Source organism: Clostridium sp. NkU-1 (genome assembly GCA_001312405.1).
The window spans coordinates 354,295-377,770 of sequence record BBDR01000004.1 but is presented as its reverse complement, the minus strand read 5'-3'; the positions used below and the strand labels follow the sequence as shown (position 1 = coordinate 377,770).

The window sequence follows — 23,476 nt, the reverse complement described above, 5'->3', positions numbered from 1 at the left end:
GCTCCGGTTATTCCGATCGGACCCGTTGGCCCGGTAGGTCCGGTTGCTCCAATTGACCCTGTTGGTCCAGTTGGGCCTGTTGCACCAATCGGGCCTGTTGGCCCTGTTGCTCCGGCAGGTCCTATAGGTCCAGTTGCACCAATTGGTCCTGTTGGCCCTGTTGCTCCGGTGGGTCCTGTTGGCCCTGTCGGTCCTGTTGCGCCACAACAACAACGACGGCAACAACAACAACGCTTATCATTAGACTCTATATTGTTATTCATATAGAATTTCCCCTCTATAATTATTTGCTTATATATGGAAACAGTATAAAGAATTTTAATTCTTTATACTCATAGAATATGTCTAATTGTACAGGTCTGTTAATTATATGCCGGCTAGTACATTATTCCGGATTTGCTAATAAAAATTCGAAGGAATTCATTATCCTAAGTCGGTATTATGGGTAGGTTCATTATTAATAAAAAGATGAAAAATGAGAAAAAATATCCCATAGATAAAAGAGAAAAATCAAATTAGCTGCCTATTCATATAAATTACTTTTTCCTGGTTCTCATAAACGAAAACCCAGCATTGAGTGCACAGCATATTAGAAAGATAAATCCAGCATATTTCAACTATAAATAAATGTGTTAATATAAACAAAAGCAAGAATAGGATATTGGTTAAATAATAGACAGGTGAAATTTAGTTTCGCATCTTTATTTTAGTTGCTTATTAATTGTGGACAAAAATTTCTTTTACAATCAAAAAAATCTCTCTACTGATACTTGTTACTCACTAAGCATTACCTCCAAATATTAATAATTAGATATTACTTATAAAACATCAATTGGAATGTTCGTATCTACAAAATTTTAATTTCCGAGCTAGTCAGCCATATAAGATGTGAAATTTCTAATTCCGCCGCTTCTTAACAACATTCGGTAAACAAAAATAAAATATTATTAAAATTCTTCTGCCCGATGATTAAAGGGTGATTTTATTGGAGCAAAGCAGAATTATAGAAAAACATTAGAAATAAATAATAAATGTGACGTAAAGGGATTTCCTATTGATTGTATTAAGATTATAAATGGTTTAGGAATTCATTACAAATATGTACACATCCATAATGGTGGTTTTTCAAAATTAATAAAAGATGAGTATGATATTCTTTACCTGGAAAATAATTATGGTGACAAAATTAAAATATATACAAACTATCATTTATAATTGTAGACCATAAACAGTTATCAAAAAGATATCATAATCAAATAAAAAGCCTCAAGAAATATGTTAATACACCATTCTTGGGGCTTAGTTTCCTATTTAAAATCCATATTTTTAGTAAAAATCCAAACTATTCAATGCCTTTTTATGTATATTGAATATCTGCCTGACACTGTATCCCATTTTATCAGCAATATCCTCCCAACGGCACCATCGTATGTACTGGTATTTCAACAGGCGCTTTTCCTGCTCATCTTCCAAAAGTTCTATTTTATCGTACAACTCTACTCAGATTTTCACCTTATGGTATCGATAATAGATAACCTTATGCTTCAGCTCATTTAAAGCAGAGGCATATTTCTTATCATATTCAATTTTATTAGCTCCGCATTATGCTCATAACAGTGGGTTATGAGTATTTATGTAATAACTCTTTAGGAATATGACAATAGTCATTAGGGCACCTATCTAATCTATCTTGATGTTCATCTGCACTTTTAACGTAATTCATAAGTGGCAGGACTTCCACTACAATTTTGTCCCTATCTGCTCTTTCTGTTATATAATTCTTGGCATCTTCCAAATGTCGAGGCACTTTACTATATACGCCTGTGCGGTATTTTTTTTCCCACATCATTACCTTGTTTATTCATACTGTAAGGATCTATAATCTCAAAAAAATAATCCATTAGTTGAGAAACAGTTACAATTTCAGAGTCAAATTCTGTTTTTACGCATTCAGCATAACCATCATACTCGCCTTCCAGAGTATTTGAATAACCATTTGCTCGTCCTGCTTGAGTATTAATAACACCTTTTAGTGTTTTGATAAATGCTTGTACACCCCATAGACAGCCACCTGCAAAATATATTGTTTCAATCATAATATTCACCTATTTTCTTTCATCAAATATAAATAACATTCTTGAATATAATACTACCATACTTACTAACTATCAATATTAATTTTCCAATGTGCAGCAATACTTTAAGTCCTAATTTTCATTATCTTTTTCCAGGTAATCAGAAAGCTTCATCTGTCCTGGTATCTGCAACTTGTCTTCTGGGATTCCATTCCAATTATCCTCCCAGGCAACTCCAAAATTAAAAACCTCGCCCCAGCCCAACTTTTCGTCGGTTTCCTTGTCAATACAACACCGGTACATCCAAAACTCCCATTCCTTTGGATTCCGTTCTCTTAGTTTATCAAATCTATGCGCCCGCTTTTCCATGTGTATTCCGAACCCGCACATACTGCCGCCAGTGCGCTGGGCTCCTGTTGTGCGTAGCATTCCGCTTTCGTCTGGTTCGCTTTGATAGCCCCGACACAAGTTTCCAAAGAAGCATGCCCCTGGAGTTTATGCTCATAGTTTGGGAGGTCCTTATCAATGAACTGCTCCTGGTCAATTTGCTTCAATTAAAAAGTGCTGTATTTGCTGCTTATTGAAATTGTATGGTATGTACTCATAGTCTGTAACAAACAGCATTCTTCCCAGAAAGGAATAACCTTGAATCCTCCTATTTGAGCCGCTTTAAATTCTGGTATTTTGGATTCCAGTTACGGTAATGGTATTCAGCATATATTGTATCTGCATTACCTGTTCCTCAGTGAATGTAATTACTTTTTTCAAGGTATCTCCCTCCCCGGACATAGAAAAAGAACGTCCGATTAAAGACGTTCCTTTTAATTTTATTTAGTACATTATGACTCAAGCGAATTTTCGCTTTAGCATATATACTCATCAGAATATTGTCTCTTTTCAAATGAATTCTTAAATCTTAGGTTTTTCAAATTCAAGTTGCTTTTGTTTGATTTGATACCAGATTTCTTCACCTATATCTTTCAAATCCTTAACATTTAATTTTGAACTTCCATTATATACAAATTGCAAAGCTCTATAATCTTCACCTTGAAGAATCAGAAAACTCACATTAAAAGCAGATTCTGAAAAATCATATCGATAATCATCAGACATAAATAATGACTGCGAAAATACATAATATCGATATCCCCCATTATCAATCTCACAAATTTTTTGACAATTCTTTACCATTAGATATTTTTCCATAAACATATAAATCTTCATCTAACAAATGCAATGTTTCATCATCAATTCCATCTATTTTAATTTTGGCAACTAAATAAGGCGTATAAGAATAATTTACTTCTGACTTCTCCTGATACAGTTCACATGATGAAAATTCAAGAATATGCCCTTTATATTCCATATCATAAGGCAAAACTCTTAAATTAAATATGACTCTCTTGTCTCCTTCGTGAATTACAACACCGCCTCTAGTATCAGCGATAGTTTGCACTTCCCAACCTTCTTTTGAACAGCCCGCTATCCAAATAATTCCAAGAGCCAAAGTCATTGTTAAAAGAAACTTTTTCATAGCACATCCCCCATTCATACATATATGAAACATAGCATACTTTTTAGTAATATTCAAGAAAAGAGCGGGGAATCAATCTTCGCTCTCTGGCTTATTATTCTGTATTATTGTCGGACATACGTTTCTTGTTTCCAATCACCATAAGGGTTAACCGAAACTATGATTTTGTTTTCCATAAGAGTATATACATCTTTCTCTTTAGTTTGTTCATCTTCAAAAAAACGCCTTTGTTTTATCTTGATTATCGAATATCAGGTTTCGTAAATAACCCCATTTCAATATTACTATATTCATTTTTTGCTATTTTACCGTAATTAACATCAAATAAATTTTCATGTTCAATTTTCTCGTTTTTTTATTTACTGTTTATTACCATAATATTTTTATAGATTATGCTCATAATAATATTGTGTTCATCAAAGAGCACATCATTATAGACGGAGGTGTCAAGCTATGGATGGCAATGCGGAAATAACAATAGGTTGTTAATGAAGTATTGTTGACTGCTTTAACCTTAGTTAGAAAAATGTCCTCATATTAATCTTGAGGGCATTTTTCTTTGTAGCCCCGTGATTCAACATTGTAATATTTTAGAAAACAATAAAATATCAGTTTAATTAACGAATTTCTCGGAATAAGTATCTTCTGGAAATAATATCTTTTATTAATAAAACAATTCTCAATGAGGTAAAGTCATGAAAAATCGGAAGATTTTAATTATATACTTGGTTTTAGTATGTTTTTTTTGTTACTATCAATATCTGCCAATTTTATTAATAAATATAAAACTCAAAGCACATTTGTTGTTGATGTCACTTCCCCTGCTGAGATAAAGGATGAATTGATAATAGCACTATTTATAGAGGATATTACATCCGCCTCTGACAGCTTTTACGACGAATATTTTACAATGACCCCAGCTATTTATAATTATAAAATAAAAGTTCAAAAGATCTCAAAAGAACTTGGAAAAATAAATATCACTTTTGGTATCAATCCAATGATAGGGGCACATGATCCGGTCGGATATGACGAAGCATCATATCAGATAGATTCATCTGGGAATAAAACATTTATTAGCTTTGTACATTTAAAAACATATGATATTCCCGATCATCTAAAGGATATGATAAAGAAAGCGTTACCTTAAATGACCTTATCTAACCTACTTCGGCAAATACTAATTTTTGTAAATAATCTTTAATGTTTAACCTACTATTATTTTAAATTATTTATAATATAATTTAATTAAAAAATAAAATGAGGTGTTACATGTTGAGAAATTTTTCCAATTTACTTTATACAATTTTTGCCATTGCTTGTTTATACATCTGAAGTTTTAAAATTCATTGCCTATATTTTGGTAATTTTATGCTGCATCAAATATTTAAAGAAATAGTGATCTCCTCCCGCCCCGGTTCTGCCAGTCAGGCCGGAAGGTTATGTAATGCCGGATGCATTACTATTTCACAAATTTCAAATACTTTCTGATTTCCGGCTGTATGCATTCTGTAAATATTCTACAAAAGGTTTTTGCGGATTGTGGATAGTCATGTTCAAGGCATTCCCATAAATCCTGAAAATCCTCCATGCCATCGATTTCCTCTACCTCTCTTATAAAACGCTCTTCTGAACTGGCATTTATCCCCTTAATTTCTTTGGCAAGCCTTTCTGAATCCAATTCAGACGAAACCCAATCAATCAAGTTCTTTTTGCTTGATTACTCATCAAATCGCCTCCGATCAGATACCTTTCCAAGAAGGTATTCTCCGTCAATCCGCTGCATCAGTTGTAAAAATGTTCTATCTTTTTCCGGTACCCAGGAATAAGAATCATCTCCACAATCTGACTGAGCCATCATAGACCAGTTTTTATTGTCAAATGTGATCCTTGCCCACATGCAGCTTGTATATAATTCATCTTCTTTTTCCGGGCTAATGCAAAACTGTATTATATCTGGTTTATTTACTTCTACCTTCATATCATTTCCTCCGTCAAACTTTGGTTTTCAATAACTATAAAATGTGCTATTATAAAATAAAAACTATATAATAAGGAGACACTATGACACACTATATCATTGTAAAATTTCTAGATACTGTTTCTAATAAAGAAGAATTAATCAGCCAAATTAATGATCTGTTTTCACATGCAACTGAGATACCTGGAATCCAACAGGTTCAGACATTTTCATCTTGTATTGACAGGGAAAACCGTCATGATTTAATGATAAAAATGGTTTTTGAGCCGGACATTCTGACTGTATGGGATTCATCAGAGATTCACCAAAAATGGAAGGATGATTTCGGGAAATATCTTGCAGCCAAGACTATTTTTGATTGCAAATAAAAAGTGTTAATTCGTTTTTTAATAGATGCCCATCCACCCCGGTGAATCATTGACGCAGTATACAATGCCCTCTTTTTTTATCTCGGACACACGGCCTTGACTTCTACTTGAATAACCGTAAGTCTTGCATACACAGCTTCGATTAAATTTTTCTTTGGCATCTGTTCTTCTCTTTTAAGGACTTCCGTTATCGCATGACGGATTTCTTCTTTCTGCTTCATCTGATGCTCCTATTTCCGGTTTAGCAATATTTAATCTTCTTTCTACAATTCAGACAGAATTTTAAATTGTACACCTCCAGAAGCTCCGAATTAAATTCATAACCGCAATCTGGGCATTTACCGAATGCACCGCCATTTACAGGCTGAACCGGAATCTGTTTTTCCAAAGCACTTATAGCCATTTTCAGTGCCATCTTTTCATTCACTGCGTTTATTCCCGCCCTTGTCATAGACAAACCAGATCTCATGTTCGTAAGTGTTCTCTCTGCTAAATATTCTGACATACTTTTACTCCTCTCTGCCCTGGTTCGTTTGGATCCTGACTAATATCCAGCTACAACCTTCCCGCTATTATCTAAATAAACCAATTTATAATGTGGATGACAATTTTCTTTATGGCTGGTTCCATCAAAGCAGATATCCAAGTTCATACTGTCATTTGAACCACCAATGGTTCCTTTAATATTTCCTCTGCTTCCTGATTTTAAAATCACCTTCATTCCCATGAAAGCAAATGGGATATTACGGTATTCTTTCATTCAAAAGATCTAACAGATAGAGTTTACACTCACATGGACATTGAATGGTTTAGAACGGAAATAGAGAAGATTTTATAGTGTTGTATAGTTTGTTGTGTAGTATGTTACTACCAGTGCGATTTTATAACGCTCTAACTTCATAATTATTCATTTATAATCGGCTATCAATACATAAATCAGCAGTAATCACTATAATAAGCTAATATTATTCATTCACAATTTCTTCACAAGACGTACAAAGTTTATTTACAGCTTCTACAAACTTTTTTTCACATCTATGCTCTATACTTAAGACAGTAACAAGGAGAACTCCAATACTTGTTAAAATTAAAACTTTTTTTTCATAACTGGCCGGTGGAAGTCACATTCCACCGGCTCCTCCCTTTTTATGGGCCATTTATTTCCCGAAATTACCGTTGCAAAGAAACTCTTTCTATTATAGAATAGGGAAGGTGCCAGTGGCATATGCAAACTTGGAGGATATTATACATGAAGAAAAATGCAATCGTAGGACAATCCGGCGGACCGACCGCTGTGATCAATGCAAGCCTTTACGGCGTCATCAAAGAAGGAATGGCTCATGAAGAAATCGGCCGGGTTTACGGGATGATCAATGGCATAGAAGGCTTCATGTCTGGCAATTATATGGATTTAACAGGTGACTTGACGGAAAAAGAACTGGAGCTTCTTAAATTAACACCTGCGGCTTATTTAGCTCCTGCCGCTACAAACTCCCTGACGATCTGTCTTCTCCCTTTTATCCGGCTCTGTTCGAAAAATTCCGGGCTATGGATATCGGATATTTCTTTTATATTGGCGGTAATGATTCCATGGATACAGTAAGCAAGCTTTCCCGCTATGCAGACCATCATGGAAGCACTATCCGTTTCATTGGAATTCCAAAAACCATTGATAATGACTTAATCTTAACAGATCATACTCCCGGATACGGCAGTGCTGCCAAATACGTGGCCGATACTGTCCGTGAAATCGTTCTGGATGCTTCTGTCTACCAGCAAAAATCCGTCACCATCATAGAGTTGATGGGCCGCCATGCAGGCTGGCTCACCGCTGCCAGTGCGCTGGCCAGAAAATATGAGGGCGATAATCCCCTGCTTATCTACCTTCCAGAAACGGATTTTAATTTTGAATGTTTCGCTTCAGATGTCAAAGCTGCCCTTAATAAACACAACTCCGTTATTATCTGTATCTCAGAAGGGCTCTCCGATGCCCAGGGCAAATTCATATGTGAATATGCGGATGAAGTCCGTTTGGACACCTTTGGTCATAAAATGCTGACCGGAAGCGGTAAAATGCTGGAGAATTTTGTGCGTGACCGTTTCGGTGTAAAGGTCCGTTCCATTGAATTGAATGTAAGCCAGCGCTGCAGCGGCATGCTTGCTTCTGCAACCGACATAGAGGAATCCGTGCAGGCAGGCTCCGAAGGGGTGAAAACTGCTTTAAAAGGCATTACAGGCAGAATGATCGCCTTTTGCCGTACAGGAAATTCCCCCTATTCCATGGAATGCATCACCGTTGATGTCAATGAAGTATGCAATCAGGAAAAACGGTTCCCTGCCCAATGGATCTGCAGCAATGGCACGGATGTCACCCCGGATTTTCTGGAATATGCCATACCGCTGATCCAGGGTGAGCCTCAAAGAAAGATGGAAAGCGGCAGACCCGTCTATTTGTACCGTAAATGATCACGATCCGCTTTTCCGAATTTTAAAATCTGTTCATTTATACGGATCAGGAAAGGCGCCATGATCCTTTAAAAGATTCTGAAGCTGTGCTGTGCCGATTGCGGCAACACCAATTCCCTGTTTTGCCGCAATCGCTGCCGCAGTACCGGCCCCTTCACTGATTGCCGTATCCGTACCGGAATGCGGTACGGCGTACAGCAGATTGACGCTTGCATTGTTGATGAAGTGAATGGTCTGTTCCCGCCCAGAGTGAGCCTTCCACCTTGCCTTTCCTGATTTTAATTATAAATATAAAGCCGCCGATTTCAATAGGTTCACTACCAAGATGCAAATAAAGGCTGCCAGATGCAATCAAGAGCCTATATACCAAATTTCCGGAAGGTTTATCTGCGTCAAAAATCGAACATCAAATTGCCTAAGGGAATAGTAAAAATCCAGGCACACCCACCAATTATCATACCCTCGTAAATGCGACCGCACAGGGTTTTCCACTCAATGTCTTTATCTAATTCGTTTCCACCGTCAACAAACCGGGCTGGGAACTGCCATAACAGCCAATCCTATTCTGACTGTCGAAATGAGCTCTGATTAAAAACATTTCCTTTGTAACAAATATTCAATCGAATCTTATTTCTTCTTATTAAGCAATCTGTATAATTTTATATCTCTGAATTGTCAAAATCCCCCAATCCATCGCGTCCGTTTCTGCTGGTATCCATCTATATCCAAATGTTTACTATATTTATATCTTTTTGTGCATTTTTTTGACAACATGCTTCATATATTCTTAATAAAGCCAATTTCTATTTTCATAGCACTTATGGGAGAAAGTGAAAATGAACGGAGAACCTTTTTTTAGATCGCATTCCTTGCGGCATACTGAAGCTTAGAACCGACGAAAACTTTACCATTCTTTACTCTAATCAGGCTGTTAAAACATTGTTTCAATCGCCTGCTTCTCTTAAGGACATGGTATGTGAATCAGAATATGCGGAGCTCCTGACGGAAATGCGCAGCCAGCTGACAGGCCAGGCAGCCAGCTTTGAGTTGGAAATCAAAGCAAAAATACAAACAAGCTGCATCTGGTGTTCCTTACAACTGAATTATGTCCCTGAGGAGGAAATATTGTACTGTGCGATCTCCGATATCACATGTATGAAAAAGTTCCAGGAAGACTTACGGATCCGTGAAGAACAATACCGGCTGGCCAGCCAGCATTCCGGATGCCTTGTAAGCATATATGACATCCCTTCCAGAACCCTTTCCCCCTCGCCTGAATTTTCCAGAACTTTCCCCTTCCCCTACACCCTGCCGCTCTCTCCCGAATTCCTTATTGAAAATGGAATTGTACACAGGGAAAGTGTAACAGACTTTCTGGCTTTTTATAACAACATGGAAAAGGGGATACCCGAGGGAAAATGTATCACACGGCTTAAAACAGGTTCAGGTGATTATCACTGGTTTTCCACTCATTACTCACTGGTGTGCACGGAGGAACAAAAGCCTCTCAGGGGAATCATATCCTACCAGGATATTACAGATCAGTATGAAAAAGAGCTGGCTTATCAAAAGTGGATGGAATACATGCGTGAGCAGAAAAGGGACTGCATCGGATATTATGAATATAATTTAAAATTCGACTTATTTGAAGAAATCATTGGGGAAATGACACAGACCATGCCGGAATATGTCTCCAATTCCTTTTCCAGCATTATGACCTACATTGCAGAGAATCAAATTTTTGAGGAAGACCGGGAGATGTTTCTCAAATTCTTCAATAAAAATCAATTGCTCTACCACTTCTATCGGGGGAACCGGTCTTTACGTCTGGAGCACCGTCGTTTACGGCCCGACGGCAGTGTGTACTGGGGGCTTGGAATGGTGCAGATTGTTTCCGATCCCTATACCGATACGATTAAGGCATTTATCCTGATTAAGGATATTGACGCCTCGAAACGGGAGGCCCTGACGCTTCAGGAGCTTTCCAAACAGGATTCTCTGACCGGACTGCTAAACAGGGCAACTGCCATACATGCAATACGCAGCACATTAAAAAACAGCCAGGGGCATCACATCCTTATTATGCTGGATATTGACCGCTTCAAGCAGCTTAATGATAATTACGGCCATCAGTTTGGGGATAAGGCCCTCCACCGCGCTGCCTCAAGGCTTAAATCCGCTTTAAGGCGTGATGACATCTTTGGACGGCTGGGAGGCGATGAATTTATCATATTGCTAAAAGATGTGGCTTACAGCATGGATTTATACGCACGGCTGGAAAATTTATGCAGCCTTATAGGCAGCGCTCTGGAACCGGAAGCACATATTTCAGGCAGTCTGGGAACAGCTGCCTATCCGGAAGATGGGACTGTATTTGAGGAATTATATGAAAAGGCCGACATTGCTCTTTATCATGCAAAAAAACACGGCCGCAGCCAATATGCGGTTTATGAACCTGGCATGAGCATGGCAAATTTATAAAAATACAGGGTGCTGCTGAAAATCACTGATTTTGATGTGTTATTTCGCGGCACCCTGTATTTGTGATTTTAACAATAAAAATATCCTGCGGTATTTTCCACAGGACATTTAAGCATCACTATGCAGAAGAAGGGACTTGAACCCTCAAGGTATTGCTACCACACGGACCTGAACCGTGCGCGTCTGCCAATTCCGCCACTTCTGCTTTTTAATTGTGCAAATTGGTAAATCAATTCGCTCAATTATAGTACTATACTTTTTGAAAATAATCAAGTACTTTTTTTTCTTTTTTTATACTTTTTCTTCTTTCAAGCAGTAATTGGCACAGATAATGGCTCCATAATTTCAACAATATAATATCGTAAGTATAACATTGGCAATGCTTTTCCGGCATTTCTTATTTCTGCACATGCACAGCAGTGCACGTCATACCCCAACGATCAATGCACCAAAGATAAAAATCCAAGTCCCTATTGACTCTCACATTGTGGTATACTCTATACTATAGTTGAGCTCAAAAACACATATATGTGAGGTAATAAAAATGCTGAAAATAGGTGATTTTTCAAAACTGTCAAGGATCAGTATACGGATGCTGCGGCATTACGATGAAATCGGCCTGCTAGTGCCGAAAACCACAGATAGCTTTACCGGCTACCGTTACTATGGGGAGGATCAACTGCCGGTTGCAGGCAGAATCACCTCCCTCAAGGATATGGGATTTGGCCTGGCCGCAATTGGAGAAATCCTAAAAGGCTACGATAATCCCCAGGCGCTGGCTGATTTTCTGGCCGTGAAGCAGGCTGAGGTTATTGCGGAAGCCGAAGAAACAGGCCGCCGTTTGCTGCTCCTTGACACAGCCATCAAACGGCTGAGAAAGGATGATACTGCTATGAATTATAATGTTACTTTAAAGAATCTGCCAGAGCGCTATGTTGCCAGTCTACGACAGGTGATTCCCGCCTACAATCAGGAAGGGACCTTGTGGAACCTAATGATGACAGAAACGGCTCCACTGCAGCTGCAGCCCGCCGACAATTGCTGCAGCCTTACAATCTTCCATGACGAGGGATATAAGGACAGCGATGTGGATGTGGAAATCCAGTTCACGGTAAAAGGAAGTTATCAGGATACAGAACACGTTGTATTTAAAATAATGCCTGTGGTAGAGATTGCCTCGGCAACTTACAAAGGCAGCTACGAACAGCTCACCGCTGTGAACCGTGCGGTGGCAAATTGGGTAAACGATAATGGCTATGAATTTAACGGAGCTATGTTCTGCATCTATCATGTCAGCCCGGCTCAAACCCAGAACCCTGACGAACTAGTGACCGAGGTTTGCTATCCTGTTAAAAAGAAATAATGATTATAACAGCAAGAAACCGTTTGCAACCTGCAAGCGGTTTTCTGCTATACCGGCTTTCCATAATTAATTAGTTTTCTTTCTAAGTACCAGGCTCTTTTTCGCTTTAATTGAAGCCGCTTTGGCTTCCTACTCTTCATAACTGATAAAGGGAGTTCCTTCCCCGATTTGCTCAAAAATTATTTTTGCCAAATAATATGGGGCGTTTACGCAGCCATGGCTTCCATTCCTTTTATAGATCTCACCTCCGAAGGAATTCCTCCACCTGGCATCATGAACCCCTATATTCCCATAAAAGGGCATCCAGTATGTCACCGGGGCCATATAACCGGGGCCTGATAAAACCGCATCTTTTTGTTTATAATTAAGCATATTCGTCCCGGTCACAGTTGAATTTCCAGTATTGGGATTTCCGGTTACCACCGGACCATGGATAATCAATTTTCCATCTTTATAAAACCATAAATGCTGTCTGGTTATATTAATTTCCACGTAGGTATTGCCTATTTCATTTCCAGACCGGAACAACGCCCTTTGTGCATATACTGGTTCCCGGATAAGTATCTGACCATTTTTTATGTTTTCCAGCAGTGCTTCCGTTTCAGCCTTCTGATCAATTTTCCAGCCATAAAGCCCGCCCTTTACCTCTACAATTTTCCCTGTGGAAGTCTTAAAATTTCTTGCAATTCCGACCGTATCGTATTTTTCCCCTAATTCTTTCACATATTTCTTTACCTCAGACCGGTCTAACTTCACATCCAGATCATCATCTACGCTGAGCCATTTGTGTATCATATTTCCGTCTAATTGTTCCTTTAAGCTGTCGAAGCTATAGGTAACGCTGGTAGTTACATACTTATCCAGGAGTTTCTTGGTTTCAAACGTTTTATCAGAAATTAAGGTGTATTGGGGATTTTCGTAACAATGTTTTTCATTCAAATCCAAGGTAGTCTCTCCCATCAAAATTCCTGACCGGATGGCTATGTATAACCGGTCTTTCCGGACAATATTCCCATATACTTCTTCTACCAGTTCATATGAGCCGCCAGAATACTTAAAATCCACATTTCTTGGTTCGATCCTGGGGTTATTAATGCAATGTAAATTATTTATTTTATCTTCCAGATCTATTTCTTTATAAAAAAATAACCCCCCGATATATTCTTCATGATTTCTAAATAATAAAATGATCCATTTGAGGGAATCTTGCTGGCGGAGAATTTCTGAAATATTGTTTTTGTCATTGTATTCCAGGCCAATCTCCTTCCCCCATATCTCTTCGATTTCCCCATTTCTTTCTACCAATTGCAGCTTATAGTTTCTTATGTGATCTTGCAAACTCTGGTCTACATCTTTCAGAGACTTTAAGGAAACATTTACTCCGTTAATTACAGTGTTAGTGAAGAAATGATTCGTAAAGTATAAGGAAATAAGTAAGTAAACCAGCATCATTGAAGCGATAACAATAATCGCCTTTTCTGCTGCTCCTCTTTTCGACTTCCCATCCTTCATGCTGTTTTATCCCTCTCAACGAATTACACCATATTTTAGGGTAATGATTAATTCATTTTATGTACACATTCCTGACTTTAAGACTTTATCAGCTTTCTATCCGTACAGGAAAAAGAGCGTTCACTAAAGAAACCAGGTTTAAAGTGCCTGAACAAGCTGAAATGGGCAAAAGAAACGGAGAGCATAAAGCCTCTCCTCCGAAAATAACAGCCATAAAATCATTTTTTCTTTTTTAAAAAGCAAAAGCGCTTTAAAACCCCTGAAATACTAAATGTCCTGTGGTTTTCCACAGGACATTCTAATCACGTTTAAATAATAATGCGGGAGATGGGACTTGAACCCACACGATCATACAACCACAAGATCCTTAGTCTTGCCTGTCTGCCAATTCCAGCACTCCCGCATGTCATATATAAAATGAAAACCACACAGCTATGACTATCTGTATAGCTTCATGCAGAAGAAGGGACTTGAACCCTCAAGGTATTGCTACCACACGGACCTGAACCGTGCGCGTCTGCCAATTCCGCCACTTCTGCATTTCGTTGTTATCTCTCGTAACAACAATAGTTATTATAGTATACAAGCTCCCATCTGTCAACAACATTTCTCCAAATATTTCAAATATTTTTTTTGTATATATTTTTCAAAAAAACATTGACAATTTTGATATTAGGTGCTAAGATAGAGTTCGTTGTGCGGGAGTGCTGGAATTGGCAGACAGGCAAGACTAAGGATCTTGTGGGTGTATGCTCGTGTGGGTTCAAGTCCCATCTCCCGCACTTTTTTTAATATTTACATTTTTCCTATTGACATATTTATCTTTTCGGGTATAATAAATCATGTATTCCTCGATAGCTCAGTCGGTAGAGCAAACGGCTGTTAACCGTTGGGTCGTAGGTTCAAGTCCTACTCGGGGAGTTTTTTATTGCCAGAAGATATTCGGCACATGTGATTACAGATAACGAAACGCAGGCATTTTTGCCTGCGTTTTTCGTTATCCATTGGAATATAGCTCTACTCCATCACCTCAGCCGGTTTTTCAATTTCCATTTTTTTCCGGAAGTATGAGATTCAGCGCCAATGCCAGTACAAACACCACAGCCACACAGTTTTCCGCAAATACATCCTGAATGATTTCCGGGAATATGTGAAAAATTTCAGGAACCAGAGTAAATCCGATTCCCACGCTGAGCGATAAGGAACTGATAATGGAATTTCTCTGGCTGAATCCGGCCCTGGCCAGCATCTGCACTCCGCTTATGATGATAGATCCAAACATCATAATGGTACAGCCTCCCAACACAGCCTCAGGAAGGGATGCAAAAAAAAGAACCGATGGGCGGAAATAAGCCTGCCAGTATCATACAGGCGGCCCCTGTCATGATGGTAAAACGGTTAACAACCTTTGTCATTGCTATAAGTCCCACATTCTGGCTGAAAGAAGTAACCGGCAGGCAGCCGAACAGGGAGGAAATGCTGCTTGCAAAACCATCGCAGGCAAGAGAACCGGATATCTCCTTTTCCGTTATTTCACGGTCAAGACCCGAAACCACCATGGCCGTAGTATCTCCGATCGTCTCGGTTGCAGAAACCAGGAATATCACCACAACTGATAAAATCGCTCCTAAATGGAATTCCGGAATAAAGGGCAAAATCCTGGGCAGGGATATAATCCCTCCGGCAAATAACCCGGACAAGTCCACAATACCGATTATAGCAGAAAGTATGTACCCCACCATCAGCCAAATAGTATGGAAAGCTGTTTCCAGAAGGATTTGGCGAAGATGTTAAACAAAATGCTGCTGAGCAGTGTTACAAATCCTATCAAAAGATTGGTTGATGACCCAAAGGAATCACTGTAACCACCGCCAAAGGATCTGGCGCCAACAGTTAAAAGAGAAAAACCAATGGAAGTTACCACGCACGCTGAAACAATGGGAGAAATCAGTTTTCTCCAATATTTCGCGAAAAGCCCCAAAGTTCCTTCAACCGCACCTCCAACAAGTATGGCTCCCAATATGCCCGGATAACCGTACTTAACGCCAACCGAGCTTAAGATCGTAACAAACGTAAAGCTAACCCCCATGACGATAGGAAGCTTCGCCCCGATCTTCCATATCGGATACAGCTGAATCAAGGTGGCTATCCCAGCGACAAACATGGCATTCTGGATGAGCATAGCCGTTTCCCCCTCACTTAGTCCGGCCGCTGCCGTAACAATGACAATCGGGGTTAAATTGGCTACAAACATAGCCAGTACATGCTGCAGGCCAAATGGTATTGCCTTTTCCAGGGGCACGCGCCCATCCAGCCTGTAAATATTGTTCATGCTGATTTCTGAGTTGCTTTTCATATTTCTTCTCCTTTTCATGGTATTTCAGTTTTTTTGCAAAAACCAGCCCCGGAGACAAACGTTCCGGGGCTGGTTTATTGTTAAAACTTTTATTATTTTATCATATTTTCCTGTAGGCAGTCACATGATTAAGCGACATACCGGTCCGTTAAGATGGTATACAAACGCCTGTTGCGGCACACATTCCAAAGCAGAAACTCTCAGCCTCCTGCAGTACTTCACTTATTCTGCATTATTTTCAGCAGCAATCATCATCGTTGCGCCAGCGGGAAGCGCTGTTACAGCCATCACGAAAACCTGCGCAGTAAGCTTCTCTTCTTTCCTTCTCACATCTATCTTTCTCTTCTTCGCAATTAAATCTATTATCACATCCGCAGTTATTGTTACAGCCACGCCTGCAGTTATTATTACAGCCGCCCCAAAAACAGCCCATATTTACACCTCTTTTATTATTTTATATTTTATTATATGGGACCAGTAGAAAAGTTGTGAATGCTGCAGAAGGCGGTATTGACCACCAGTTTATAGACTCTGTTAAGCTATTTTAAATTTATATTTGTATGTATCTTTTTTTATCTGTTTTGTAATAGGAAAGAATAAATTCATTTAACTTCTTTTTCATCGTTAACAGTATATTATATGGGACAGGTAGACAAGGTGTGCAAACGCAGTACCACCCATCTCTTTACTCTGCTTCCCCTGGATATTCAGGAACCAGCCGGGCTTAAAACAGCACTTATGACCGATGGTAATCTGCCGGCCGCCTTTTGATTTGTGGATAATAAAAGGCCGAAAACCTGTAATAATTTGCAGATTAGTGTCGTATTTTCAGACATTAACAATCAATCCACAATTATTTCCACATTATTGTGGATAAGTGTCGTTTTGGTTGTCAAAAAAAGAGGTGAATAAACACCTCTCTTGAATGTTTTAGAAAAGAGACAGCCCAGGACATCGGGCGCTAAACTTTTCGTTTATGGCAGTATGTCCATGAACTCATGTTGCATGCAATGCGGGATTTTAGTTTATGAGAACAGGGATTCAGAACCTGTGGCGCCATTTCCCGATTATTTTATCCATTAACCAGCCCCCCTCTCAGACAATGACTTTGTCCCAGAGGGATTTTTCAGATATTTTCATTTTTCATTGGTATATTTTCAACTTGGAACATATAATTATACTGGCAGGTACAAACTGCTGGCAATCGTGTATAGGGTGGTAGGCCTCGATTCTACATAGAGTGGAGGTGTTGCTCATGAAGAGTTATGACTTTAAGGACTTAATGTCTTTTGGTATGTTCCTTCTGGCACTGCTGACATTCGTCTTTATGACATGTCGCTAACTGCAAAAAGCCTTCCCTGTACTTTGGCCGGTCGGGAAGGTTTTTGCCTTTCTAATTAGCCAACCACCCTGTGGCGATTGCCCTTCTTTATTATATTATACCTACTGATTAAAATATTACAAGTACAGGCAATTATTTAAAATTTTTTTTCAGAAATTATTAATTAACTCTTAATTAAAAATCAGATTAGGCAATCAGGGTGTGCCAGATTACGTTAAAGATAAGAGTGATTACGGGATAAATAATACAATCTGTTGTTTTAATACAAAAAAACCCCGTAAACACGAGGTCTCCGAGGTTTGAATATACGATTAAGCCACTTTGGATTTAGCCAGTTCTGCTAATTTAGCAAAGCCTTCTGCATCATTTACTGCCATGTCAGCCAGAACTTTTCTGTTTAAATCAACTCCAGCTAACTTTAAGCCGTGCATAAATACGCTGTAAGATACACCGTTAATACGTGCTGCAGCATTGATACGGGCAATCCATAACTGTCTGAACTGTCTCTTTCTCTCTTTTCTGCCTGCATAGGAGCTTGTTAATGCTCTCATAACTGACTGCTTTGCTACTCTATACTGTTTGGAACGAGCGCCTCTGTAGCCTTTAGCCATCTTTAACACTCTGTTATGTTTTTTCTTAGCGTTCATACCGCCTTTAATTCTTGCCATCGGTTTTTCCTCCTTCTTAACTTAAGATCCTATAGATATGGTAAAATCTTCTTCATTACTTTTGCGTTGGTTGCATCAGTAACGATATCTTTTCTAAGATTTCTTTTTCTCTTAGTAGACTTCTTAGTTAAGATGTGGGATTTGTAAGCTTTATTTCTTACAAGCTTTCCTGTTCCTGTAACTTTGAAGCGCTTTGCGGCTGATTTGCTTGTTTTTAATTTAGGCATTGTATTTTCCTCCTTGATAATGTTCTATTAACGTTTTGCAGTTAAAAACATAACCATGCTTCTTCCTTCCACTTTGGACGCTTGTCAATAGACGCGATATCGGCTAACTTCTCAGCGAAATCATCCAGAATATACTTTGACTTTGACATATGCGCCATCTCACGACCTCTGAAACGTAAGGTTACCTTAACTTTATCTCCCTTTTCGAGGAACTTCCTTGCGGCGCTCATCTTTGTGTTTAAATCGTTTGTGTCAATGTTAGGAGATAAACGAACTTCTTTTACTTCGATTACCTTCTGTTTCTTTTTAGCTTCTTTTTCTTTTCTCGCCAGTTCATAACGATATTTACCATAATCAATAATCTTACAAACCGGGGGTTTTGCAGTCGGAGCAATTTTAACCAGATCCAGTTCTGCTTCCTTTGCCATCTGCAAAGCATCTCTGGTAGACATGATCCCCAATTTTTCTCCGTTTTCACCAATCAACAGAACTTCTTTATCTCTGATCTGTTCATTAATCATTAAATCGCTAATTGTCGTGCACCTCCATCATATAGTGTGTGTTGGCTGGAATCCACATTGCTTGCCCATAGGCATAAAAAAAAGTAGATAGACAAACGCTATCCACCACCAAAGTCTCTACACAGTACACCTATGTACCAAAGGCTATGAACCAGGGACACTTACTCGTGCCGTGGTGAGGCGGATACCTACTTTCCTGTTTGCTGTTTTCACAACGTATATAATGATACTATAGTTTTATCTTTCTGTCAACATATTTTTTTCAGGATACTGTTATTCTCTCCTTCTAAGGTTTATCTTGCAACTTTCCAGCCACAAGGCTACAATGATAGTATGTAATAAAATAAATGAATCAGGAGGCGCTTTTTATGTGGTTTGTTTTCGCTCTTCTTTCCTCCGTTTTTGCCGCATTCACTTCCATTCTGGCTAAAATGGGAATCGAGGGAGTCAATTCCAATCTGGCTACGGCCATTCGGACAGTTGTCGTGGTACTCATGGCCTGGCTCATCGTTTTTCTCACAGGAGCACAATCCGGTTTTTCAGAAATCAGCAAAAAAAGCTGGCTTTTTCTCATCCTGTCCGGTATGGCCACCGGCCTCTCCTGGATTTGCTATTACAAAGCCCTTCAAATGGGGGAAGCTTCCAAGGTAGTGCCCGTGGATAAGCTAAGTATTGTCCTAACTGTGATCCTGGCATTTCTTATTCTCCACGAACAATTTACCATGAAAAAGCTCATAGGTATCCTTTTGTTTACGGCGGGAACCTTTGTGATGATCTTGTAAACCTTTTATCTGTCTGAAACAAAATGCGTCAGGAACTCCTGGCGCATCTTGTTTTTGAATTATTATCTTGTTTTAAAGGTTGAGCATTCAGTATGCTCTGCTGCACTCGCACCATCCCCTGCAATTCCGATATGCTCTGCAGAACAGTGGCGGCCTTCATTATAAACGCAGTTGACAGCTTCGCAGTCCACCTCCAGACGGCTTTCCGGGGTCTTGAATAAGTTATGGAAGGAACCATCCTTATTCTCGTCAAAGCTTCCGCAGCAGGTATCATAGTTGTCCTTTGCCTGGGACCCTTCTACTATGATGGCAGACTTGCAGCAATAATTATCGGAATTGTGAAGACAGCTTGTAACATTACAATCCAATTTTGTCATGGTTTATTTCCTCCTGGCATTCTTACCTAAGATAATGTTTCAGGAGTAGTATGCACGCAGCGGAAGGAAAATATTCTCACGAATATTCCGTCCGCCCCATGCCATGCTTTGAGAATTGTACCCGTTTTTTTCTTAAGCCGTGACAAATTTTATTTTGCTTCTTCTGTTACATTTACCTTTTTGATTTCCTTTGTACGGATCTCACGGCAGATATCATCAATGAAATCAGAAAGGGGACGCTGGCCTTCATCACCGTTAAAACGGCTGCGGACAGACACGACTCCCTCTTCTTCCTCTTTCTGTCCTACCACCAGCATATATGGAAGCTTTGACAGACGTGCCTCACGGATCTTATATCCGATCTTTTCTGCACGCTCATCAACTGTTGCAAGAATGCCGTTTTCCTTTAACTGGGCCGCAACTTTTCCGGCATAATCATGGTATTTTTCAGAGATAGGAAGTACGCGCACCTGCTCCGGACATAACCATGTCGGGAATGCTCCTTCGTATTTTTCAATCAGCCATGCAAGGGTTCTTTCATAACAGCCCATGGAAGTTCTGTGGATGATATAAGGACGTTTCTTTGTTCCATCCTTATCCACGAAGCTCATATCAAAGCGGTCTGCCAGGAACATGTCAAGCTGAATGGTGATCATTGTATCTTCCTTGCCATATACGTTCTTTGCCTGAATATCCAGCTTAGGTCCGTAAAATGCCGCTTCTCCGGAGGCTTCCGTATATTCGATTCCGATGTGGTCAAGAATCTTGCGCATCATGCCTTCCACTTCATCCCACATCTCCGGTGTTCCAAGATAGTGATCCGCATTGTTTGAATCCCACTTGGACATCCGGTAGGTCACATCGCCTCCCAGGCCAAGTGTTGTGAGACAGTATTTTGCCAGATCCACACAGCCCTTAAATTCCTCTTCAATCTGATCAGGACGCACGATTAGGTGGCCTTCGGAAATGGTAAACTGGCGGACACGGGTTAATCCGTGCATTTCGCCGGAGTCCTCGTTACGGAACAGAGTAGAGGTTTCGCCGTATCTGCATGGCAGGTCACGATAGGATTTCTGGCTCTGTTTATAAACATAGTACTGGAAGGGGCAGGTCATTGGGCGGAGGGCAAATACCTCATCATCTGTTTCCTCATCTCCAAGAACAAACATTCCTTCCTTATAGTGATCCCAGTGATCGGAAATGATGTATAAGTCTTTTTTTTGCCATGAGAGGGGTTTTTGTTCTCATATAGCCCCGTTTCTCTTCCTCATCCTCGATCCATCTCTGCAGGGTCTGGACAATCTTTGCGCCCTTTGGCATTAATAAAGGAAGCCCCTGGCCGATTACATCAACCGTAGCAAAGATCTCCATGTCACGGCCCAGCTTGTTATGATCCTGTTCTTGATGTTTGCCAGATATTCCAGGTATTCATTCATTTCTTCTTTCTTGGCAAAAGCAGTGCCGTATACGCGGGTCAGCATGGCATTTTTCTCGCTGCCTCTCCAGTATGCTCCGGAGGAAGAGATGAGTTTAAATGCCTTGATGGACTTTGTGCTCATAAGATGGGGTCCTGCACAAAGGTCTGTAAAATCTCCCTGGCGGTAGAAGGAAATTTCCTCTCCCTCGGGAAGGTCCTGGATCAGCTCTACCTTATAAGGTTCGCCCTTTTCCTCCATGAATTTAATTGCTTCTTCTCTTGGAAGGGTGAAGCGTTCGATTTTTACCCCTTCCTTTATGATTTTCTTCATCTCACCTTCGATTTGATCCAGATCTTCTCTTGAAAAGGAAGGGATATCAAAATCATAATAAAAACCATTTTCAATGGAAGGCCCTATCGCAAGCTTCGCCTGGGGGTACAGCCTTTTTACTGCCTGTGCCAGGATATGGCTTGCAGTATGGCGGTAAGCAGAAAGGCCTGCCGGATCGCTGACTGTGAGAATGCTTAAACTGCAGTCTCCATCAATAACGGTCCTTAAATCCACAACCTTTCCATCTACCTCGCCTGCGCAGGCATTTCTAGCCAGGCCTTCGCTTATATCGGAAGCGATGTCAATCACTGACATTGCTTGTTCATATTCCTTGACTGAACCATCTTTTAATGTAATCTTCATTTGCCATAATCTCCTTTACATATTATTGTGAAATGTTTTTTTGCCAAACCCGCACAAATAAAAAAAGTCCCTTTCCGTATGCTTCCATACAGAAAGGGACGATTCTACTAAAAGAAATCGCGGTTCCACCCTACTTGAGTGAACAAATTAAACGTTCAAACCACTTCTTATGATGATAACGGAATCACCGTTCCCCATTATGGGACGCTCCAAGCTGGTTTTCTCATATCATTCCCGTAAGACGCTTTCACCAAACACGCCTCTCTCTGGCCTTTCCTGATATGATACTGGTCTTGTCAACGCTTTTTCTATATTGCATTGCTTTATAGTTTTAGATTATAACACGCTTAAACCGTTTGTCAAGCGTCATAAAAATATTTTTTACAAAAGAATGATCAAAGCTGCCGTAATCGCAGCTATGCTGATCACAATTGACAGGGAATTGATTGCGCTTGCCGTCTCGATATCACCGTTTAAAGCACCGGTAAAAGCAGGCGCCACCGAGGATACAGGGCCAAGGGACACGATCGCCAGCGCCCGGCGCACATCTAAATCAAAGGGAGTCAGGAAATAAAATCCTGCTGCCATCAAAACCGCAATGATATACCGTACCCCTAATATTCTGAGAATATGGCTCATTTTTTCCTTTTCCATATGGATCTCAAAACCAATGCCAAGCATTAAAAGGGCTAAAAACGCATTGGCTCCTCCTGCCGTATCCGCAATGGTAATCAGAACAGAAGGCAGTTCTATATTTAATATGCTTAAAAGAGTCATAATGACATACGCATCAAAAGGAGCCGAGGAAAACAGCTTAAACACCGCTTTTTTTATAGAAGGTTTTTCTTCCTCTCCGATCACCATGCTGGCCAGGGTATAAGTCATTCCGGTACACATCAGGGCATTTCCTGCATCAAACAGGCTTGTTGCCGCAAATCCAACCGGACTTAAAAAGCTTTGTACAAATGGCATGGTAAAATTCCCCACATTATATCCGGACATGTTGATCATTGCAAAAGCCTTTGCTTCCTTTGATCTTCGGACATTCATGACATATCCGGCGGCAACCGTCACACAATTGCATAAAAATCCGATTATACATACAAAAAGAATGGAGTAATCCATGGTGATCCTGCTGAAATTAGAAACAATGGCTGCCGGAAGAGTGATCTTGATCACAATCCTGGAAACCAGGTAAAAATCCTTTGCCTGAAAAAAACCTGCCCGTTTGAGCAGGTATCCCAAAATAATAATTGATACAAATGCAACTGCCTTTATCAGTACCGCTGTCATATCCGGCTCCCTTTTTTTC

25 protein-coding genes, 5 tRNA genes and 4 pseudogenes are annotated in these 23,476 nt (G+C 39.8%); 10 read left to right on the top strand and 24 right to left on the bottom strand.

Annotated features, from left to right (window positions below; genetic code table 11):
- From JCM10519_RS28375 to JCM10519_RS09460, 6 genes are all read right to left on the bottom strand, one after another.
- A partial coding sequence (locus tag JCM10519_RS28375) for a hypothetical protein (RefSeq protein WP_347843678.1) occupies nt 1-263 on the bottom strand: 263 nt, incomplete at its 3' end.
- Between the two features lie 1,358 nt (nt 264-1,621).
- Entirely contained in the window at nt 1,622-1,846 is a 225-nt protein-coding gene (locus JCM10519_RS28370; RefSeq protein ID WP_347843703.1) for a peptide-methionine (S)-S-oxide reductase, read from the bottom strand.
- A complete protein-coding gene (locus JCM10519_RS28365) occupies nt 1,812-2,096 on the bottom strand; it encodes a peptide-methionine (S)-S-oxide reductase (RefSeq protein ID WP_347843677.1) in 285 nt (94 codons plus the stop codon). Before JCM10519_RS28365 ends, JCM10519_RS28370 begins: the two co-directional genes overlap by 35 nt.
- A gap of 111 nt (nt 2,097-2,207) precedes the next feature.
- A complete protein-coding gene (locus JCM10519_RS28360; RefSeq protein ID WP_347843676.1) occupies nt 2,208-2,504 on the bottom strand; it encodes a hypothetical protein in 297 nt (98 codons plus the stop codon).
- 480 nt (nt 2,505-2,984) lie between these two features.
- Nucleotides 2,985-3,188, bottom strand: a complete 204-nt coding sequence (locus tag JCM10519_RS09465) for a hypothetical protein (protein ID WP_347843675.1) — start codon at nt 3,186-3,188, stop codon at nt 2,985-2,987.
- Nucleotides 3,189-3,237: 49 nt separating this feature from the next.
- Nucleotides 3,238-3,609: a hypothetical protein gene (locus JCM10519_RS09460; RefSeq protein ID WP_054738787.1), complete on the bottom strand. Its 372-nt coding sequence runs from the start codon at nt 3,607-3,609 to the stop codon at nt 3,238-3,240.
- A gap of 745 nt (nt 3,610-4,354) precedes the next feature.
- Here JCM10519_RS09460 and JCM10519_RS09455 point away from each other — a divergent pair.
- Entirely contained in the window at nt 4,355-4,759 is a 405-nt protein-coding gene (locus tag JCM10519_RS09455) for a hypothetical protein (RefSeq protein ID WP_347843674.1), read from the top strand.
- 312 nt (nt 4,760-5,071) lie between these two features.
- Here the strand turns inward: JCM10519_RS09455 and JCM10519_RS09450 are convergent, their stop codons facing one another.
- On the bottom strand, nt 5,072-5,314 hold the full coding sequence (locus JCM10519_RS09450) for a hypothetical protein (protein WP_054738783.1): 243 nt from the start codon (nt 5,312-5,314) through the stop codon (nt 5,072-5,074).
- A gap of 15 nt (nt 5,315-5,329) precedes the next feature.
- Nucleotides 5,330-5,590: a hypothetical protein gene (locus JCM10519_RS09445; protein ID WP_054738781.1), complete on the bottom strand. Its 261-nt coding sequence runs from the start codon at nt 5,588-5,590 to the stop codon at nt 5,330-5,332.
- 83 nt (nt 5,591-5,673) lie between these two features.
- On the opposite strand from JCM10519_RS09445, the gene JCM10519_RS09440 reads away from it, so the two are divergent.
- Nucleotides 5,674-5,958, top strand: a complete 285-nt coding sequence (locus JCM10519_RS09440; RefSeq protein WP_054738779.1) for a hypothetical protein — start codon at nt 5,674-5,676, stop codon at nt 5,956-5,958.
- Nucleotides 5,959-6,035: 77 nt separating this feature from the next.
- Here JCM10519_RS09440 and JCM10519_RS28355 read toward each other — a convergent pair whose 3' ends face one another.
- Genes JCM10519_RS28355 through JCM10519_RS09430 form a run of 3 tightly spaced genes read right to left on the bottom strand, consistent with a single transcriptional unit; the run spans nt 6,036 to nt 6,718 of the window.
- Nucleotides 6,036-6,179, bottom strand: a complete 144-nt coding sequence (locus JCM10519_RS28355; RefSeq protein ID WP_347843673.1) for a hypothetical protein — start codon at nt 6,177-6,179, stop codon at nt 6,036-6,038.
- A 20-nt stretch (nt 6,180-6,199) separates the two neighbouring features.
- Entirely contained in the window at nt 6,200-6,463 is a 264-nt protein-coding gene (locus tag JCM10519_RS09435; protein WP_347843672.1) for a hypothetical protein, read from the bottom strand.
- Between the two features lie 39 nt (nt 6,464-6,502).
- On the bottom strand, nt 6,503-6,718 hold the full coding sequence (locus JCM10519_RS09430; RefSeq protein WP_054738775.1) for a hypothetical protein: 216 nt from the start codon (nt 6,716-6,718) through the stop codon (nt 6,503-6,505).
- 489 nt (nt 6,719-7,207) lie between these two features.
- Between JCM10519_RS09430 and JCM10519_RS09425 the strand changes: the two are divergent.
- The 3 genes and pseudogenes from JCM10519_RS09425 (at nt 7,208) to JCM10519_RS09420 (ending at nt 10,905) form a co-directional block, all read left to right on the top strand.
- Nucleotides 7,208-8,424, top strand: a pseudogene (locus JCM10519_RS09425) (6-phosphofructokinase).
- 91 nt (nt 8,425-8,515) lie between these two features.
- Nucleotides 8,516-8,653 carry a hypothetical protein gene (locus tag JCM10519_RS28350; RefSeq protein WP_347843671.1) on the top strand — a complete coding sequence of 46 codons (138 nt, stop codon included), beginning with the start codon at nt 8,516-8,518 and terminating at the stop codon, nt 8,651-8,653.
- Between the two features lie 710 nt (nt 8,654-9,363).
- Nucleotides 9,364-10,905 carry a sensor domain-containing diguanylate cyclase gene (locus tag JCM10519_RS09420; protein ID WP_347843670.1) on the top strand — a complete coding sequence of 514 codons (1,542 nt, stop codon included), beginning with the start codon at nt 9,364-9,366 and terminating at the stop codon, nt 10,903-10,905.
- A gap of 121 nt (nt 10,906-11,026) precedes the next feature.
- Here the strand turns inward: JCM10519_RS09420 and JCM10519_RS09415 are convergent.
- A tRNA-Leu gene (locus JCM10519_RS09415) sits at nt 11,027-11,110 on the bottom strand.
- A 339-nt stretch (nt 11,111-11,449) separates the two neighbouring features.
- Between JCM10519_RS09415 and JCM10519_RS09410 the strand changes: the two genes are divergently transcribed.
- Complete coding sequence (locus tag JCM10519_RS09410) at nt 11,450-12,268, top strand: GyrI-like domain-containing protein (RefSeq protein WP_054738772.1); 819 nt, start codon at nt 11,450-11,452, stop codon at nt 12,266-12,268.
- Nucleotides 12,269-12,397: 129 nt separating this feature from the next.
- Here the strand turns inward: JCM10519_RS09410 and JCM10519_RS09405 are convergent, their stop codons facing one another.
- The 3 genes from JCM10519_RS09405 to JCM10519_RS09395 all read right to left on the bottom strand — a co-directional run bounded on the left by JCM10519_RS09405 (nt 12,398) and on the right by JCM10519_RS09395 (nt 14,319).
- Nucleotides 12,398-13,780: a peptidoglycan binding domain-containing protein gene (locus JCM10519_RS09405; RefSeq protein WP_054738770.1), complete on the bottom strand. Its 1,383-nt coding sequence runs from the start codon at nt 13,778-13,780 to the stop codon at nt 12,398-12,400.
- A 319-nt stretch (nt 13,781-14,099) separates the two neighbouring features.
- A tRNA-Leu gene (locus JCM10519_RS09400) sits at nt 14,100-14,183 on the bottom strand.
- Between the two features lie 52 nt (nt 14,184-14,235).
- Nucleotides 14,236-14,319: transfer RNA gene (locus tag JCM10519_RS09395), tRNA-Leu, on the bottom strand.
- A gap of 159 nt (nt 14,320-14,478) precedes the next feature.
- Here JCM10519_RS09395 and JCM10519_RS09390 point away from each other — a divergent pair.
- Both JCM10519_RS09390 and JCM10519_RS09385 read left to right on the top strand, forming a co-directional pair.
- Nucleotides 14,479-14,562: transfer RNA gene (locus JCM10519_RS09390), tRNA-Leu, on the top strand.
- A gap of 66 nt (nt 14,563-14,628) precedes the next feature.
- Nucleotides 14,629-14,701, top strand: a tRNA-Asn gene (locus tag JCM10519_RS09385).
- A 121-nt stretch (nt 14,702-14,822) separates the two neighbouring features.
- Here the strand turns inward: JCM10519_RS09385 and JCM10519_RS28345 are convergent.
- The 3 genes and pseudogenes from JCM10519_RS28345 to JCM10519_RS28340 all read right to left on the bottom strand — a co-directional run bounded on the left by JCM10519_RS28345 (nt 14,823) and on the right by JCM10519_RS28340 (nt 16,529).
- The gene (locus tag JCM10519_RS28345; protein ID WP_347843669.1) at nt 14,823-15,065 is read right to left on the bottom strand and encodes a hypothetical protein; all 243 of its coding nucleotides are present in this window, start codon (nt 15,063-15,065) and stop codon (nt 14,823-14,825) included.
- A 25-nt stretch (nt 15,066-15,090) separates the two neighbouring features.
- Nucleotides 15,091-16,034 (bottom strand): annotated as a pseudogene (locus tag JCM10519_RS09380) (solute carrier family 23 protein).
- Nucleotides 16,035-16,358: 324 nt separating this feature from the next.
- On the bottom strand, nt 16,359-16,529 hold the full coding sequence (locus JCM10519_RS28340) for a hypothetical protein (RefSeq protein WP_347843668.1): 171 nt from the start codon (nt 16,527-16,529) through the stop codon (nt 16,359-16,361).
- A 246-nt stretch (nt 16,530-16,775) separates the two neighbouring features.
- On the opposite strand from JCM10519_RS28340, the gene JCM10519_RS28335 reads away from it, so the two are divergent.
- Nucleotides 16,776-16,907, top strand: a complete 132-nt coding sequence (locus tag JCM10519_RS28335; RefSeq protein WP_347843667.1) for a hypothetical protein — start codon at nt 16,776-16,778, stop codon at nt 16,905-16,907.
- A gap of 882 nt (nt 16,908-17,789) precedes the next feature.
- On the opposite strand, the gene rplT is transcribed toward JCM10519_RS28335, so the two are convergent.
- The 3 genes and pseudogenes from rplT to infC all read right to left on the bottom strand — a co-directional run bounded on the left by rplT (nt 17,790) and on the right by infC (nt 18,894).
- Nucleotides 17,790-18,146, bottom strand: a complete 357-nt coding sequence (rplT, locus tag JCM10519_RS09375; protein ID WP_024295099.1) for a 50S ribosomal protein L20 — start codon at nt 18,144-18,146, stop codon at nt 17,790-17,792.
- A 29-nt stretch (nt 18,147-18,175) separates the two neighbouring features.
- Nucleotides 18,176-18,373, bottom strand: a complete 198-nt coding sequence (gene rpmI, locus JCM10519_RS09370) for a 50S ribosomal protein L35 (RefSeq protein ID WP_013272956.1) — start codon at nt 18,371-18,373, stop codon at nt 18,176-18,178.
- Nucleotides 18,374-18,400: 27 nt separating this feature from the next.
- A pseudogene (gene infC, locus JCM10519_RS09365) lies at nt 18,401-18,894 on the bottom strand (translation initiation factor IF-3).
- A 368-nt stretch (nt 18,895-19,262) separates the two neighbouring features.
- Here infC and JCM10519_RS09360 point away from each other — a divergent pair.
- Nucleotides 19,263-19,676: an EamA family transporter gene (locus JCM10519_RS09360; protein WP_054738768.1), complete on the top strand. Its 414-nt coding sequence runs from the start codon at nt 19,263-19,265 to the stop codon at nt 19,674-19,676.
- Nucleotides 19,677-19,738: 62 nt separating this feature from the next.
- Here the strand turns inward: JCM10519_RS09360 and JCM10519_RS09355 are convergent, their stop codons facing one another.
- From JCM10519_RS09355 to JCM10519_RS09345, 3 genes and pseudogenes are all read right to left on the bottom strand, one after another.
- Nucleotides 19,739-20,053 (bottom strand): DUF1540 domain-containing protein, encoded by a 315-nt coding sequence (locus tag JCM10519_RS09355; protein ID WP_054738766.1) that lies wholly within the window; start codon nt 20,051-20,053, stop codon nt 19,739-19,741.
- Between the two features lie 149 nt (nt 20,054-20,202).
- Nucleotides 20,203-22,164, bottom strand: a pseudogene (thrS, locus tag JCM10519_RS09350) (threonine--tRNA ligase).
- 381 nt (nt 22,165-22,545) lie between these two features.
- Entirely contained in the window at nt 22,546-23,457 is a 912-nt protein-coding gene (locus JCM10519_RS09345) for an AEC family transporter (protein WP_054738764.1), read from the bottom strand.
- Nucleotides 23,458-23,476 lie beyond the last annotated feature (19 nt).

Bases quoted from the DNA above. Each gene is read 5' to 3' on its own strand.
- JCM10519_RS28370 (WP_347843703.1), bottom strand. From the start codon at position 1,846: ATGTGGGAAAAAAAATACCGCACAGGCGTATATAGTAAAGTGCCTCGA.
- JCM10519_RS28365 (WP_347843677.1), bottom strand. From the start codon at position 2,096: ATGATTGAAACAATATATTTTGCAGGTGGCTGTCTATGGGGTGTACAA.
- JCM10519_RS28360 (WP_347843676.1), bottom strand. From the start codon at position 2,504: ATGCTACGCACAACAGGAGCCCAGCGCACTGGCGGCAGTATGTGCGGG.
- JCM10519_RS09465 (WP_347843675.1), bottom strand. From the start codon at position 3,188: ATGTCTGATGATTATCGATATGATTTTTCAGAATCTGCTTTTAATGTG.
- JCM10519_RS09460 (WP_054738787.1), bottom strand. From the start codon at position 3,609: ATGAAAAAGTTTCTTTTAACAATGACTTTGGCTCTTGGAATTATTTGG.
- JCM10519_RS09445 (WP_054738781.1), bottom strand. From the start codon at position 5,590: ATGAAGGTAGAAGTAAATAAACCAGATATAATACAGTTTTGCATTAGC.
- JCM10519_RS09440 (WP_054738779.1), top strand. From the start codon at position 5,674: ATGACACACTATATCATTGTAAAATTTCTAGATACTGTTTCTAATAAA.
- JCM10519_RS28355 (WP_347843673.1), bottom strand. From the start codon at position 6,179: ATGAAGCAGAAAGAAGAAATCCGTCATGCGATAACGGAAGTCCTTAAA.
- JCM10519_RS09435 (WP_347843672.1), bottom strand. From the start codon at position 6,463: ATGTCAGAATATTTAGCAGAGAGAACACTTACGAACATGAGATCTGGT.
- JCM10519_RS09430 (WP_054738775.1), bottom strand. From the start codon at position 6,718: ATGAAAGAATACCGTAATATCCCATTTGCTTTCATGGGAATGAAGGTG.
- JCM10519_RS09410 (WP_054738772.1), top strand. From the start codon at position 11,450: ATGCTGAAAATAGGTGATTTTTCAAAACTGTCAAGGATCAGTATACGG.
- JCM10519_RS09405 (WP_054738770.1), bottom strand. From the start codon at position 13,780: ATGAAGGATGGGAAGTCGAAAAGAGGAGCAGCAGAAAAGGCGATTATT.
- JCM10519_RS28345 (WP_347843669.1), bottom strand. From the start codon at position 15,065: ATGATGTTTGGATCTATCATCATAAGCGGAGTGCAGATGCTGGCCAGG.
- JCM10519_RS28335 (WP_347843667.1), top strand. From the start codon at position 16,776: ATGGGACAGGTAGACAAGGTGTGCAAACGCAGTACCACCCATCTCTTT.
- rplT (WP_024295099.1), bottom strand. From the start codon at position 18,146: ATGGCAAGAATTAAAGGCGGTATGAACGCTAAGAAAAAACATAACAGA.
- rpmI (WP_013272956.1), bottom strand. From the start codon at position 18,373: ATGCCTAAATTAAAAACAAGCAAATCAGCCGCAAAGCGCTTCAAAGTT.
- JCM10519_RS09360 (WP_054738768.1), top strand. From the start codon at position 19,263: ATGTGGTTTGTTTTCGCTCTTCTTTCCTCCGTTTTTGCCGCATTCACT.
- JCM10519_RS09355 (WP_054738766.1), bottom strand. From the start codon at position 20,053: ATGACAAAATTGGATTGTAATGTTACAAGCTGTCTTCACAATTCCGAT.
- JCM10519_RS09345 (WP_054738764.1), bottom strand. From the start codon at position 23,457: ATGACAGCGGTACTGATAAAGGCAGTTGCATTTGTATCAATTATTATT.